This is a genomic window from Pseudomonas fluorescens, assembly GCF_018614655.1.
Classification (GTDB): domain Bacteria; phylum Pseudomonadota; class Gammaproteobacteria; order Pseudomonadales; family Pseudomonadaceae; genus Aquipseudomonas; species Aquipseudomonas fluorescens_BX.
In genome coordinates this window covers 119760-133268 of the sequence record NZ_JAGGOG010000025.1, presented here as the reverse complement: position 1 = coordinate 133268, position 13509 = coordinate 119760, and the positions used below count along the sequence as shown (strand labels likewise).

Below are 13509 nucleotides of genomic sequence, written 5' to 3'. Positions count from 1 at the left end.
CTTGAAACCGTTGAAGGTCCTTCGGCCCTTATCGCAGCCTCGTGCCTCGGCAGCGGCTACAGGGGATCAGCGGTGATTTCAGGGGCCATTAATGGGGTGGGTAATTGGAAAGCACCTTGGTCACTGTCGTCCGAATCGCAGCACTGCGGTCTTGTGGGCTGGGGGTGCTGCTGAGCATCTGCTCATCGCTGCCGCGCCACACCAGCTTGCCGTCCTTGCCGTCCAGCAAATCAATCTGGAGGGTGGCGACCTTGTAGGTGACGAGCCGGGTTTCGTTGTACATCGGCGCGCCCCAGTAGCCATTCCACGGGCCGCCCCAGGCACCACCATAGTTGGTGGTGACTTGTTGCTGGCGGTCTTCGACGATCAGGTAGGTCTGCACATTCAGGTCAGCCTTGGTACCGGGTGCGACAGGACGCAAGCCACGCTGGTCCAGTTGCTCACCCACCGACTGACGGATGCGCTGTTCGGTGAGGTCGCTCTTGATCCGTGGATCATCAGGACGGTACTGCAAGGCCGGTTCTTTCCAGCTCCAGGTGCGGTAGGCGGCGAAGTCTCGGCTGGCATCAAAATCGTGATTGACCTGGCTGGTCTGGCACCCCCCCAGCAGCACGACAACAGCAAGCAACGCGATACGACGAAACATAATTGTTCTCCAAGAAGCGACCCGAGCTTTAAATGAGAATAGCTGCTAACTCGGAGGATAGGCAGTCATTGCCTTCTGCACCGCCTGGCGCAAGGCATCGCCACGCTCGCTAAGGCTGCCCTGGCTGCCGGTTTCGGCACTGGCGCTCCACACCGGCTGACCGCTGCGGGCGTCGAACAAGTTGACCCGCACCACCACGACCTGCACTTCGTAGGTGCGCACCACCGGCACCGTGTTGTACATACCGTAACCGTTGCCGTAGCGGTTATAGCCGCCATAGCCATAACCGTAATCGTCCTGGACCTGACGCAGGCGTTTCTCCAGGCGCACATCGGCGCTGACCAGCAGGTCCGGCGCGCGGTTGTCATGCAGCGGACGCAAACCGCGTTGGTCCAGGGCACCGCTGACGGCCTCTGCCACTTGCGCCGAATCGGCCCAGGCCGTGCCCGCGGGCAGTTGGCCGTTGCGCCAGGCCCAATTGCGGTAGGCGCCGTAGTCCCGCATCGGCGCCGGGTAGGCACTGCGATCAAAGGTGTTGGCCGCCTGCGCAGGGGCCGGCGGCATAGGGTTGGAAGCCGCCACATAAGGGTTGTTGCTGGAGCAGGCACCCAACCCCAGGGACAGCAGGATCAATCCAAGACAGCGCTTCATTTCGATCTCCGCAAACTGGTCTGCTTAAACCGGACGGCATACCCAGTGCAAATAACGCCCAAGTCCGGCAAAGCTTGGGTGACGACGGTGAGCGAGCTCCATCTCCAATACATCCTTCAGCTCGACGCGAGCCTGGAACTCCACCGGCATATAGTCATGAAATACCCGTACACCACTCTGGGTTTCGACCTGCCACAGGCCCTCGAGTTGCGCCGCCAGCTCCCGAGGGTCCAGGGGTTGTTGCGGGGTCAGGCTCTGTTTTTCGCCGGCCATGTCATTCTTGCGCATCTTGCGGAAGTGGCCTTTGAGCAGGTTGCGGTAAATCAGCGCATCGCGGTTGTAAAAGGCCAGGGACAACCAGCCACCGGGCACCGTCAACTGATGCAGCACCGGCAGAATCGCGTGAGGGTCGGCCAGCCATTCCAGCACCGCATGGCACAACACCAGGTCGTAGGGTTCGGTGAGCTGGCCCAGCAGATCCTGCCAGGGTGCCTGGATAAAGGTCGCCGTCTGCCCTGCTTCAGCAAAGCGTTGGCGGGCACCTTCGAGCATCGGCTCAGCGGGCTCGGCCAGGGTCACCTGGTGACCGCGTTCGGCCAGCCACAGCGACATATGACCCAGGCCGGCGCCGATATCCAATACCCGTAGCGGGCGATCAGGCAACACTTCAACCAGATCGGCCTGTAGCACCGCGAGACGAATTGCGCCCTTGGCCCCGCCGTAGATTTTCTCGGCAAACCGGGTAGCCAACTGGTCGAAATGACGGTCACTCATGGGCAAACCGCCGTTCGCTGTCAGCCAGCTTGGCGCGTACGACTTGATCCATATCCAGCCCCAGTTCGCTGCACAGCAGCAGGAGATACAGCACGATATCACCCACTTCCTGACCAGCATGGGCAAGCTTGTCTGCCGGCAACTGGCGCGACTGGTCTTCGCTCAGCCACTGGAAAATCTCCACCAGTTCGGACATTTCCACACTGGCGGCCATGGCCAGGTTTTTCGGGCTGTGAAATGGCTTCCAGTCATTGTTATCACGGATGCGATGCAGCCGTTCGGTAAGGTGCTCGAGGTTCATGGGGGACTCCTGAAGGTGTATAGCTTCGGGCGGATGAACAACGAAGGCAAGTGAATCCCTGCACCGCGTAAACCTCTATGCTAGAAGGGAACCAACCTTGGCTCATAACGACCAAAGGCTCAGGTCCGGCAGCTACGCCCACCTTTTTCATCAGGACACACACATGCAGGTAGAAAGCTTTTTCGAATGGCTGGGCCAGGCGCTCGGTTCCGTCATCCGTTTTATCGTCGACGGGCTCAGTGGATTGTTCAATGGGTTGACCCAGGCGGGCGGCAACTTTATCGATGGCCTGTCTCGCACGTTGGGCATGGACACCTCGATTATCAGCATCATCACCCTGATCATTGGCCTGATGCTGCTGTACTCGGCGGTACGCGCGTTTATGCGGGCCTCGATCATCATGGGGATTATCTGGCTGATGCTGGGGTTGTGGCTGCTCAGTTGGGTGGTGCATTGATAAACGGCCAGCAAGGTAAATCCCTTTAATTTGCGGGACGTTTCCGAGACAATCTTTCGGCCTTGTGCCTGTTGGAACCGGTGGCTAGTCTTCGTCGCTTCACTGCTCATCAGTGATCGGGTTTAGTCGCTCGGGTCTTACATGGCGCATGGCTCTCATGAAGTTTTATGGTGGCTGTGCGCAGGGCGCCTTCGGGTGCGCCGGATTGCCATGTGGCCGGTCGACTAACCTGCGTACAGCCGCCACCCACCGTTTAGTCGCGACGGGTGTCAGCTCCTAAATCATATGGAGTTAGACCATGAACAAGATTGTCCCCGACCCACCAAGCGACCTGCTCAACGACCGCGCCGCATTCAATCGTGCCCTCGAACACTACCTGCCCTCACAGAGCTTCCACACCATTAACGAAGACCTGAGCTTCGAAGACTCCCTGCTCTACACCGCCAGCCTGCTGAACAGCGCTTCGGCGACTGCGCTGGACTGTGGCGAACTACTGGACAGTCCGCAGCGGGCGAAGATTCTAGCCGTATGGCATCTGTTGGAAATTGCCAAGACCACCGTAGACCGCTCCATCGAATGCCTGCATCCACGCAAAACCTGACCCAGCGCGGTCAAAAATGTGGGAGCGGGCTTGCTCGCGAAAGCGGAGTATCAGTCAATTAATCTGCGACTGGCACTCCGCTTTCGCGAGCAAGCCCGCTCCCACATTGGTTCTGCGGCGTCCCTGATGGGCAGTTACAATGCCCATCCCCAAAGGAGCCTGCATGACTTCCCTGCTCACCGACTGGCGCCATCGCCCCACCCACCGACGCGTCTGGGCCCTGGCTGCGCCGATGATCCTGTCCAATATCTCCGTGCCCCTGGTAGCACTGGTGGACAGCATGGTCATCGGCCATCTGCCCCACGCGCATCAACTGGGCGCCGTGGCTGTCGGTGCCAGTCTGTATACCTTTCTCGCCTGGGCCATGGGTTTTCTGCGCATGGGCTCCACCGGCTTTGCCGCCCAGGCCGCCGGGCGCAATGATGGCGCGGCACTGCGGCAAATCCTGCTGCAAGGTCTGCTGTTGGCATTGGGGTTGGCAATGTTGCTGGGGACGGTGGGCATTCCGCTGAGCCATCTGGCGCTGGAATGGATGCAGCCCTCCCCCGAACTCAATCAACTGACTCAGGACTTTTTCCACACCCGTCTGTTCGGCCTGCCCGCCGCCCTCGCCAGCTACGCCCTGGTCGGCTGGTTCCTCGGCACCCAAAACGCCCGCGCGCCGCTGGCAATTCTGCTGACCACCAACCTGGTGAATATTGCCCTCAACCTGTGGTTCGTCCTCGGGCTGGACTGGGGTGTGGTCGGCTCCGCCCGCGCGTCGGTGATCGCCGAATGGACCGGCGCCTTGCTCGGCCTGGCGCTCACGCAAAAAGCCCTGCGCGCCTACCCCGGGCATATCGCCTGGGCTGCTTTGAAGCTGTGGAAAAGCTGGCGCCCGCTGCTGGCGGTAAACCGCGACATTTTTATCCGCAGCCTGGCCCTGCAATCGGTATTTTTCATGATCACGGTGCAGGGCGCGCGCCTTGGGGATGCCACCGTCGCCGCCAACGCCCTGCTGCTCAACGGTCTGTTGCTGACGGCCCACGCCCTGGACGGCCTGGCCCATGCGGTCGAGGCATTGTGCGGCCATGCCATCGGTGCCCATGACCGCCAGGCCCTGCGCCGCTCGCTGGTGGTTGCTTGCGGCTGGTCGTTGCTGGCGAGCATTGCTTTCGCCCTGCTGTTCGCGATGTTCGGTCATTTGTTCATCGCGATGCAAACCAACATTTCCAGCGTGCGCGAAACGGCTGACATCTACCTGCCTTACCTGGCGGTGTTGCCGCTGATTGCGGTATGGAGTTACCTGTTGGACGGCCTGTTTATCGGTGCCACTCGGGCCAGGGAAATGCGCAACGGCATGCTACTGTCCGTGGTGATCCTGCTGCCATTTGCATGGGTCCTCCAAAGCTTTGGCAATCACGGCTTGTGGATAACCTTCCTACTATTCATGACCCTGCGCAGCCTCACTCTCTGGGCCATCGCCTGGCGCTTGAATAAAAAGGACCGCTGGCTGAATCAGGACGAGCAATCTGCTGATAAGGCAACACCGTAGATAAATACCACCTGGCACCCGCTCGAACCTGAGACTAATACCTGCGCTCAATCAGAACTTACCAGACATTTAGTTCCGCTCCCTGGACACCTCTTTTTATACATTCGACTGACGTATTTTGCGCAGTCTAACCACGTAATTCTTGAGCATCCAACGCCAAAATCGTCATATATATTGCTTGAGGACGTCTATGAACATCGCTCCTTCACCCCTTCAAACCCCCAATACTCCAGCCCAAACAACATCCCTTCAAAGCACACCCTCCGCAACGCCGGATAACGCTGCGACCACAAAAATCATTTTTTCCGACAACAACACAAAAAATCAGCATTACTCAGAACTTACGCCAGACCATGAAGGAAAACCCTTTACTTCTCGAAGCGTCGTTCTTATTGAAACCACCGATAAAGCAGACACCCTCAACATCACCCTCGGGATAAATAACAAGCTTACCGCCTATATAAACGGAAAAAGCTATACGTTACCGCTTACCGCTAATGGGGTAGACCATGGCCTGGAAATAAGAGCCTTGGGCGGCAATGACAAAGTCTCCATTGACCCGCGCATTTCTATCACGGTGAAAATACTGGGTGGCGGTGGCAACGACCTGATCACCGCTGGAGGCGGGAATACGCAGATAGAGGGTGGCAGTGGCAATGATTACATTCGCTTGGGTAGCGGTGTAGGCGTAGCTCATGGCGGTGATGGCAACGATGTCATACTGGCAGGGACAGGTAATTCATCCCTATCTGGCGGTAAGGGCAATGATCAGCTATATGCCATGTATCCCGTATCCAAAACATCTCTCAGGCAGGTCTATCTCAACGGCGACCAAGGCAATGATCAACTCTACGCGGGGACCGGCAGGGTCATCCTGAACGGCGGGACGGGTGACGACCTGTTGATTGGCCACCACCAGACAACGTTCTATACCGGCGCAGGCAACGATACCGTCAAGTCCTACTCGGCGCAGGACAAGATCTACGCCAAACAAACAGACACCATTGCCAACACTGCCAATGCCACCACCACCTATGTCAAATACATTGACTCGGGTAAACGCGGCTTAAACATCGAAGGTACCGACAATTTTATCGAGCAGGTCGAAGGCTATATCGAGCAACTTAGAGGTTCACCTGCCGGCCAACGAATGCTTAAAGAGTTGGACAACCTTGCCGATAAAACCGGAGCGCCTGTAACAATAAAATTGTCCGAGTTTGAAGGCGTCAATAGTTACAACTTCAGAAACGCATACAGAGACAAGATAACGGATGATGAGTATGAAAAACATCAACACGACTCTGGTCTGGGATATATAAACAACAACACCAAAGGCTTAGTTTCCACCTCTGCAGAAATAAGCGTTCACCCCGACCACTTCGATGAAGACTTTTCTATTTCTCCATTACTGGCGCTTTATCACGAGATGGCACACGCCTATAACGGTGGTACAGGGACATTTATACCGGGCAACAGGCCGATAACCGGACACGATGGTAACCCCGTGTTGATCGATGGCCAGCCGCTCACCGTGGAAAACGCCGAATATCAAGCCGTTGGTCTTCCAACCGACAGCCCACCCTTCGATTTCGACAACAACCCGCTGACACCACCCACCACCACAAACCCGCACCCATTCAACGAAAACGCCCTGCGCGCAGAGATGGGCATACCGCTGCGGGATCGATACCTGCCAGAGGAAACCCCGCGCATCGTTTAAACCTGGACCCGGAAAACAATCGCAAAGACTGCGCCAACGCGGTCATGGCGTTGCGCAGTCTTGCCATTTGACCCAGGCCCCACCTGTGAACTTTGACAGGTTACAAACCTGTACCACACGCGTTGAATGGCGCTGGGCGATGCCCGTTCCGACAATCAGGGAGAATCGAACATGAACATCACAAGACACGCTGGCATCGCCGTCATGGTGGTATTTGCCGCTTTCATGCAAACGGCCACCGCTGATACCACCACTAAACCGGGCGCGGCAGAGGGGCAAGCCAAAGCCGTGGCAAAGCTGCACATAACAAATGAGAGCGCATTCACAATAGTGGTGGCGCGCAGCGGTACGGAACAGCAAGTTGCCTCAAAAGGCAGCACGGACCTTGAGAATGTCGCCGCCGACGTGACGATCAAGCCAGCAAGCGAGGAAGACAAACTGCACAGCGTGGTTCTGGGAACCAACCCGGGCAGTTGTGCGCAGAGTCTTTGCCTTACTGCCCACTGACCAACGAATGCGGGAGCAGGCTTGCCCGCTCCCGCACCAGACCGTACTTATGAAGACAGATACGAAGACCGCGTCAGCCCCAACCGCAACGCATCCAGGAACTGGGTCCGCTCCGCCGCCGTGATCTTCGCGCTGGCACACTTGTCGCGGTAGTGAGTCATCAACTCTTCCGGCGACAAGTGCACGTAACGCAGCATGTCTTCGATCGTGTCGTGGGTCTCGATACCGGCGCTGTACACCGAACCGTCTTCGCGCTGATAGATGTTCACCGAGTCGGTGTCACCGAACAGGTTGTGCATGTCGCCGAGGATTTCCTGGTAGGCGCCCACCAGGAAGATGCCCAGCAGGTAATCCTCGCCTTCGTTCAAGGCGTGTACCGGCAGGCTGGTCTCGATGCTCTGCTCGTCGACGTATTGCTTGATCTTGCCGTCGGAGTCGCAGGTCAGGTCTTGCAGCACGGCGCGGCGCAGCGGCTCTTCGTCGAGACGGTGCAGCGGCAAAATCGGCAGTACCTGGCCGATGGCCCAGGTGTCCGGCAGGCTCTGGAACACCGAGAAGTTGCAGATATACTTGTCGGCCAACTTGTCGTTGAGCTCATCCAGCACCTGACGGTGGGAACGCTGGCGGGCTTTTAACGAGTTGTGCAGGCGACGGCACACGGCGAAATAGCACTGTTCGGCCAGGGCTTTTTCCGCCAGGGTCAGTTTGCCGTCGGCATATTGGGTGGCCACATCGCTCATGTAGTGGGTGGCGCGCCAATAGGTTTCAGTGACCATTTCAATATCGGTCGGGCCCAGCAGGTCCACCAGCCATTGGACGGTTTCCGGCAGCGCTTCCTTGTTTTCGATCTGCGGCACGTCGTCGTTGTGTTTCTCGACATCCGTGACTTGCACCACCAGCATGGCGTGGTGAGCGGTCAGGGAACGGCCGCTCTCGGAGAAAATGTGCGGGTGCGGCAGGCTTTGGGCGTCACAGAACTCCTTGAGCATCCCCACCACGACCCCGGCGTAATCGTCCATGTCGTAGTTGATGGAGCTGGCGTTACGCGAGTGAGTACCGTCGTAGTCCACGCCCAGGCCACCGCCGACGTCGATGTGATCCACTGGCAGGCCGAGGTTGCGCAGTTCGCCGTAGTAACGAATGGCTTCCTTGAACCCGTGCTGGTAGTCCGCCAGGTTGGCGATCTGCGAGCCCATGTGGAAGTGCAGCAAGCGGATGCCCTGGTCCAGACCCGCAGCGCGGAAGCGCTCCACCACGGACAACAGTTGTGCAGCCGACAAACCGAACTTGGATTTCTCACCGCCGGTGTCAGCCCACTTGCTCGACGCCAGGGACGACAGGCGCACCCGCAGGCCAACCTGTGGCTTGACCTTGAGGTTGGCGGCTTCTTCGATCACCAGGCCGACTTCGGACTCTTTCTCGATCACGATAAAGACGTTGTGGCCCAGTTTCTGGCCCATCAGTGCCAGACGGATGAACTCGCGGTCCTTGTAACCGTTGCAGACGATGGTGCCGCCTTTCGGCGCCAATGCCAGCACGGCCAGCAGCTCTGGCTTGGAGCCGGCTTCCAGGCCAATGGACACATCCTGGGTGGCAATGATGTTCTCGATCACCGCTTCCTGCTGGTTCACCTTGATCGGGTACAACGCGGTGTATTTGCTCTGGTATTCCAAGCGCTCGATGTTGGAATCGAAGGCGCCGGTCAACTGGCGTACGCGGTCTTGCAGAATGTCCGGGAAGCGCACCAGCAGTGGCAGGGACAAGCCGCTTTTGCGCAGCTCGTCCACTTGCTCGTAAAGGTCGACGGGTGTGCTGTTCGGGCCGTTCGGACGAACTTCGACGCGACCGGCGTCATTGATCGCGAAATACCCGGCCCCCCAATGGCGAATTCCGTAAACACTGCGGCTGTCCGCAACTGTCCATTGGCTGCCATCGTCTTTGCGTGTGCGTCGTACGGACATCGAAGTCCCCTATAAATGAAGTCGAAGTGCACCACCCCCCGTTCGGGGCTGGCGCAGTCTAAAAAATGAAAATGACGATTTGCCTGTGAGAGGGGTAGACCCCGCTTGCAGGACAGAGTTTAGACACCGGTCAGGAACAGGCTCTGTGAAAACCATGGGGACGACAGCGCAGGTTCAGCGAGTGGGTCGTCAGGGTGGTTTTCACAGAAGCTGCTAACCGCCGGATTTCTTCGCCTTGTAACCGAGTTTGATCAGCTCGGCCAACAGCAACTCGACGTGGTCGCCCTGGATTTCGATGATCCCGTCTTTCAGGGCGCCACCGGTGCCACAGCGCTTTTTCAGCGTGGTGGCCAGCTCCTTGAGCGCGTCTTCAGCCAGGGGCACGCCGGTGATGGTCGTCACCGTCTTGCCGCCACGGCCTTTGCTCTCGCGACGTACGCGGGCAATGCCATCGCCTTCGGGAATCAGGGTTTGTTTGCAGGTGCATAAATCCACAGGCTGACGACAGTCCGGGCAATGTCGACCTGCGTCGGTGGAAAATACCAGGCCACCAAGGGCGGCGAAGGATGCGGCTTTTTTGGCCACCGGCAATCCTCTTGGGAGGACAAAGACTGATCAGCGCCCAACCGGGTCACCGACCGCGAAGCCCCACTCAGGCAGGGGCAGCGCTACTGAACCGGTGCAACGCGCCGGTTCAGCTTGAAAAGTCGCGCAGTGTAACGACAAAAAGCCTGCTTGCTAAGAGCCAAATGGCGCCAATTTATGCAACTTTAGCGACGTGCGGCCAGATAGCGCTTCAGGGCTGCCAACGAGTCGGGGCAATAAGGCTTTTCTTCGATTTCCTTGAGCACCACATCGATGGGCACAAAGCGCGCTTCCAGCACCTCTTCAGGCTGCAGGCGCAAGGGTCCGTCCCACACCGCCGAGAACGCCGAACACCACAGCCGGTTGCCGGTGTCTTCAAAAAAGAAGTGGTCGTGGGCAGTCAGTTCCACATTGCTGACACCCAGTTCTTCTTCCAGCTCACGGGCCGCTGATTGCGCGTAAGTCTCCCCCGCCGCGACCATCCCGCCCGCCGCCACGTCCCAGTAACCGGGGTAGATGGCTTTGCTCAGCGTACGGCGATGCACGCACAGTTCACCCGACGAATTGAACAGCATGATGTAAGTGCCACGCCCGATCAGGCCTCGTTGGCGCAGGTCGGAGCGCACCAAGGCGCCGAGCAGGTTGTCCTGCTCGTCGACCCAGGCGATCAGTTCGGCATCAGAGGCCGCACGGTGCGCGGCCTCCCGGGAGGAGGCGTTCATCATCAACCCTGGTTAAGAAGCTGACGCAAGTCGATCACCGCAGCGTTAGCCCGGGAAATGTAGTTGGCCATGACCAGCGAGTGGTTGGCCAGGACGCCAAAGCCGCTGCCATTGAGGATCATGGGGCTCCACACCGGCTCCTGCGAGGCTTCCAGCTCACGAATGATCTGGCGCACGCTGACCGTGGCATTCTTCTTGGCCAGCACATCGGCGAAGTCGACTTCAATGGCACGCAGCAGATGGGACAGGGCCCAGGCCTGGCCGCGTGCTTCGTAGAACACGTTGTCGATCTGCATCCATGGCGTTTCCACCACTTCTTCATCGACCTGCGGCACTTCACCTGGCGCCAGGGCCTCGGTCTTCAGCGCGGTATTGAGCTTGACCCGGCCAACGCTGGCCGACAGCCGTTGCGACAACGAACCCAGACGAGTCGCCACATCACCCAGCCAGTTGTTCAGGTTGTCGGCACGCGCGTAGAACAGCGCGCCTTTCTGGTTAGGATCCGACAACCGGGCTTCATAGCGGCTCAGGGAATTGATGCCTTCCTGATATTCCGATTCAGTGGACGGCAGCACCCAGCTCTTGTTGTCGAAGTTGAAACGCGGCTCGGCCTTGGCCAAGTCCGCATCTTCGGCCGACTGCGACTGGGAACGCGCAAAGTCTTTGCGCAGGGCGCGGGTCAAGTCACGCACCTGCACCAACACGCCATATTCCCAGCTCGGCATGTTGTCCATCCACAGGCCAGGCGGGAAACGATCGTTGGAGATGTAGCCGCCAGGCTTGTTCAGCAAGGTGCCGACCACGGTCTTGACGGTTTCCACGGTGGTGTAACCCACCACCATCTGCTTGCCTTCCTTCTCGGCGGCAAGCTGGGCGTTCTGTTGGACCGGAAACAGGGCTGGCTCTTGGCTCCAGTACCAACCCAGGCCGCCTGTCACTAGCAGGTACAGGGCAATCAGGGAGAGCAAGGCCCGACTCATCAGCAGGTTACGAAAATAGCTGCGGGGAGCCGACTTGGGCTCGGGTGCCGGGCCCTTTGCACTGTCTGCGCGGTTTTTCCAGTCCAGCATGGCGATATCCTTTCAATCACTTGAGTTGATGCACTTGAATTAACAGCATGCGTTAAAAACTACGACCACAACCCTACCCCATCGTGCTGGTAAACGGCGCTTTTAATCAAACTGGCGCACGGGAATAGCTCGACTATAAAGGATGCACGCTTTTTTGCGCCCACGCGACCAACAGGTCGGCAAATGAATCACCGAGACCTTGCAGTTAATTGACGTATGACACTCGTGCGATGGAAAAGAGGTGCTAGCATAGAGCCACCAGTCGACCTCAGCATGCACCCTAACTAGTAGTCAGGATATGACCGAGCCAGAAGACCCCAGCCGTGAGCGCCTCAAGCACCATTTTGCCCAGCGGGTAATTCATCAGGCACGTCAAATTCTTGAGATCTGGCAGCGCCTGCAATGCAGCGAGTGGTCGAACGCCGACTTATCCGAACTCAGTGAGGCCAATCTGCGCCTGCTGCGTTTTGCCGAACGTTTTGAACAGCCGGAACACAGCCAACTGGCGCGACATATCAGCGACGCCCTGAAAGCCGTGGACGACAATCGCGGCCGCTTGAGCAGCCACCTGATCACCGACCTCAACCGCTTGATGCAGCGTCTGTCGCGCACCGGCCTGCGTCAGGGCGATCAGCTGGAACAAACCTTGCTGCCGCCCATGCGCAAGCCGATCTACGTGATGCTGGCTGATCACGACCGTGCCGAGCGCCTGGCCAAGCAACTGGAATTCTTTGGCTTGAGCGCTCAGCACCTGGACAGCGTGGCGGCGTTCCGCTCATCCATGGCCGAGCGTCTGCCGGCGGCGATTGTGATGGACGTGGACTTCTGCGGCCCGGGGCTGGGCCTGACGCTGGCGGCCGAAGCCCAGGAAGGCCTGGAACAAAAGCTGCCATTGCTGTTTTTCAGCCTGCACGAAACCGATACCCCAACCCGCCTGGCCGCCGTGCGCGCCGGCGGCCAGGAGTTCCTGACCGGCACTTTAGAAGCGTCGAGCCTGCTGGAAAAAATCGAAGTACTGACCTGCGTCGCCCAGTACGAACCCTATAAAGTGCTGATCATCGACGACTCCCGCGCCCAGGCCCTGCACACCGAGCGCCTGCTCAACAGTGCCGGGATCGTCACCCGCACCCTGATCGAACCGATCCAGGCCATGGCCGAGCTGGCGGACTTCCAGCCGGACCTGATCATCCTCGACATGTATATGCCAGCCTGTACCGGTACCGAACTGGCCAAGGTTATTCGCCACAATGACCGCTATGTCAGCGTGCCGATCATCTACTTGTCCGCCGAAGATGACCTGGACAAGCAACTGGACGCCATGAGCGAAGGCGGCGACGACTTCCTGACCAAGCCGATCAAGCCCCGCCACCTGATCACCACCGTACGCAACAGGGCGGCGCGCGCGCGCAACCTCAAGGCACGGATGGTCCGCGACAGCCTGACCGGGCTGTACAACCACACCCATATCCTGCAATTGCTCGAAGACTGCAGCTTCCGCTCCCGTCGTGAGAGCAAGCCGTTGAGCTTTGCCATGCTCGACATTGACCACTTCAAGCGGGTCAACGACAGCCACGGCCACCCCATGGGCGACCGGGTCATCAAGAGCCTGGCGCTGTTCCTCAAACAGCGTTTGCGCAAGACCGACTACATCGGCCGTTACGGCGGTGAAGAGTTCGCCATCGTCATGCCCGACACCGACCTCGACGCCGCCTGCAAAGTGCTGGATGACATCCGTAGTCGCTTTGCCGAAATTCACTACCCCGCCCAGCCCCAGGACTTGTGGTGCACTTTCAGTGCCGGCGTGGTGGAGCTGACGGAAGGCTGCGACAGCCTGATGATGGCGGCCCAGGCCGATGAAGCGCTGTACCGGGCCAAGCATGCCGGGCGCAATCGAGTACAGCCGGCGCGCGCATCAAAGCAAAGTGCCATCTTTTCACCGGAATCCACTGAATCCGTCATAACCCTGTAATGAAAACGCAA

General features: G+C 58.7%; 14 protein-coding genes. 6 read left to right on the top strand and 8 right to left on the bottom strand.

Going from position 1 to position 13509, the window contains the following annotated elements; translation table 11 throughout:
* Positions 1-88 precede the first annotated feature (88 nt).
* Genes J7E41_RS24125 through J7E41_RS24110 form a run of 4 tightly spaced genes read right to left on the bottom strand, consistent with a single transcriptional unit; the run spans position 89 to position 2372 of the window.
* Entirely contained in the window at positions 89-646 is a 558-nt protein-coding gene (locus tag J7E41_RS24125) for a DUF4136 domain-containing protein (protein WP_214996802.1), read from the bottom strand.
* A 45-nt stretch (positions 647-691) separates the two neighbouring features.
* Positions 692-1297: a DUF4136 domain-containing protein gene (locus tag J7E41_RS24120; protein WP_214996801.1), complete on the bottom strand. Its 606-nt coding sequence runs from the start codon at positions 1295-1297 to the stop codon at positions 692-694.
* Positions 1298-1321: 24 nt separating this feature from the next.
* Positions 1322-2071: a methyltransferase gene (locus J7E41_RS24115; RefSeq protein WP_214996800.1), complete on the bottom strand. Its 750-nt coding sequence runs from the start codon at positions 2069-2071 to the stop codon at positions 1322-1324.
* Positions 2064-2372, bottom strand: coding sequence for a MazG-like family protein (locus tag J7E41_RS24110; RefSeq protein ID WP_149411070.1), 309 nt, complete (start codon positions 2370-2372; stop codon positions 2064-2066). The genes J7E41_RS24115 and J7E41_RS24110 overlap by 8 nt, the downstream gene beginning before the upstream one ends.
* 163 nt (positions 2373-2535) lie before the next feature.
* Here J7E41_RS24110 and J7E41_RS24105 point away from each other — a divergent pair, with 163 nt between their 5' ends.
* From J7E41_RS24105 to J7E41_RS24085, 5 genes are all read left to right on the top strand, one after another.
* Positions 2536-2829, top strand: coding sequence for a hypothetical protein (locus J7E41_RS24105; protein ID WP_214996799.1), 294 nt, complete (start codon positions 2536-2538; stop codon positions 2827-2829).
* A 298-nt stretch (positions 2830-3127) separates the two neighbouring features.
* Complete coding sequence (locus J7E41_RS24100) at positions 3128-3430, top strand: DUF6124 family protein (protein WP_214996798.1); 303 nt, start codon at positions 3128-3130, stop codon at positions 3428-3430.
* A gap of 163 nt (positions 3431-3593) precedes the next feature.
* Entirely contained in the window at positions 3594-4964 is a 1371-nt protein-coding gene (locus tag J7E41_RS24095) for an MATE family efflux transporter (protein ID WP_214996797.1), read from the top strand.
* A 190-nt stretch (positions 4965-5154) separates the two neighbouring features.
* Positions 5155-6684, top strand: a complete 1530-nt coding sequence (locus J7E41_RS24090; RefSeq protein ID WP_214996796.1) for a M91 family zinc metallopeptidase — start codon at positions 5155-5157, stop codon at positions 6682-6684.
* A 171-nt stretch (positions 6685-6855) separates the two neighbouring features.
* Complete coding sequence (locus J7E41_RS24085; protein ID WP_214996795.1) at positions 6856-7191, top strand: hypothetical protein; 336 nt, start codon at positions 6856-6858, stop codon at positions 7189-7191.
* A 47-nt stretch (positions 7192-7238) separates the two neighbouring features.
* Here J7E41_RS24085 and speA read toward each other — a convergent pair whose 3' ends face one another.
* The 4 genes from speA to J7E41_RS24065 all read right to left on the bottom strand — a co-directional run bounded on the left by speA (position 7239) and on the right by J7E41_RS24065 (position 11529).
* Positions 7239-9152 (bottom strand): arginine decarboxylase, encoded by a 1914-nt coding sequence (speA, locus tag J7E41_RS24080; protein WP_214996794.1) that lies wholly within the window; start codon positions 9150-9152, stop codon positions 7239-7241.
* A 213-nt stretch (positions 9153-9365) separates the two neighbouring features.
* The gene (locus J7E41_RS24075) at positions 9366-9737 is read right to left on the bottom strand and encodes a translation initiation factor Sui1 (RefSeq protein WP_214996793.1); all 372 of its coding nucleotides are present in this window, start codon (positions 9735-9737) and stop codon (positions 9366-9368) included.
* 185 nt (positions 9738-9922) lie between these two features.
* Positions 9923-10459, bottom strand: a complete 537-nt coding sequence (locus J7E41_RS24070; protein WP_214996792.1) for an NUDIX hydrolase — start codon at positions 10457-10459, stop codon at positions 9923-9925.
* 2 nt (positions 10460-10461) lie between these two features.
* A complete protein-coding gene (locus tag J7E41_RS24065; protein ID WP_214996791.1) occupies positions 10462-11529 on the bottom strand; it encodes a DUF2333 family protein in 1068 nt (355 codons plus the stop codon).
* Between the two features lie 298 nt (positions 11530-11827).
* On the opposite strand from J7E41_RS24065, the gene J7E41_RS24060 reads away from it, so the two are divergent.
* Positions 11828-13498: a response regulator gene (locus J7E41_RS24060; protein ID WP_214996790.1), complete on the top strand. Its 1671-nt coding sequence runs from the start codon at positions 11828-11830 to the stop codon at positions 13496-13498.
* The last annotated feature ends 11 nt before the right edge of the window (positions 13499-13509 follow it).

Excerpts from the sequence above, each read along its gene's own strand:
- J7E41_RS24070 (WP_214996792.1), bottom strand. The coding sequence starts at position 10,459 with ATGAACGCCTCCTCCCGGGAGGCCGCGCACCGTGCGGCCTCTGATGCC.
- J7E41_RS24100 (WP_214996798.1), top strand. The coding sequence starts at position 3,128 with ATGAACAAGATTGTCCCCGACCCACCAAGCGACCTGCTCAACGACCGC.
- J7E41_RS24125 (WP_214996802.1), bottom strand. The coding sequence starts at position 646 with ATGTTTCGTCGTATCGCGTTGCTTGCTGTTGTCGTGCTGCTGGGGGGG.
- J7E41_RS24090 (WP_214996796.1), top strand. The coding sequence starts at position 5,155 with ATGAACATCGCTCCTTCACCCCTTCAAACCCCCAATACTCCAGCCCAA.
- J7E41_RS24095 (WP_214996797.1), top strand. The coding sequence starts at position 3,594 with ATGACTTCCCTGCTCACCGACTGGCGCCATCGCCCCACCCACCGACGC.
- J7E41_RS24065 (WP_214996791.1), bottom strand. The coding sequence starts at position 11,529 with ATGCTGGACTGGAAAAACCGCGCAGACAGTGCAAAGGGCCCGGCACCC.
- J7E41_RS24110 (WP_149411070.1), bottom strand. The coding sequence starts at position 2,372 with ATGAACCTCGAGCACCTTACCGAACGGCTGCATCGCATCCGTGATAAC.
- J7E41_RS24085 (WP_214996795.1), top strand. The coding sequence starts at position 6,856 with ATGAACATCACAAGACACGCTGGCATCGCCGTCATGGTGGTATTTGCC.
- J7E41_RS24105 (WP_214996799.1), top strand. The coding sequence starts at position 2,536 with ATGCAGGTAGAAAGCTTTTTCGAATGGCTGGGCCAGGCGCTCGGTTCC.
- J7E41_RS24120 (WP_214996801.1), bottom strand. The coding sequence starts at position 1,297 with ATGAAGCGCTGTCTTGGATTGATCCTGCTGTCCCTGGGGTTGGGTGCC.
- J7E41_RS24060 (WP_214996790.1), top strand. The coding sequence starts at position 11,828 with ATGACCGAGCCAGAAGACCCCAGCCGTGAGCGCCTCAAGCACCATTTT.
- J7E41_RS24115 (WP_214996800.1), bottom strand. The coding sequence starts at position 2,071 with ATGAGTGACCGTCATTTCGACCAGTTGGCTACCCGGTTTGCCGAGAAA.
- speA (WP_214996794.1), bottom strand. The coding sequence starts at position 9,152 with ATGTCCGTACGACGCACACGCAAAGACGATGGCAGCCAATGGACAGTT.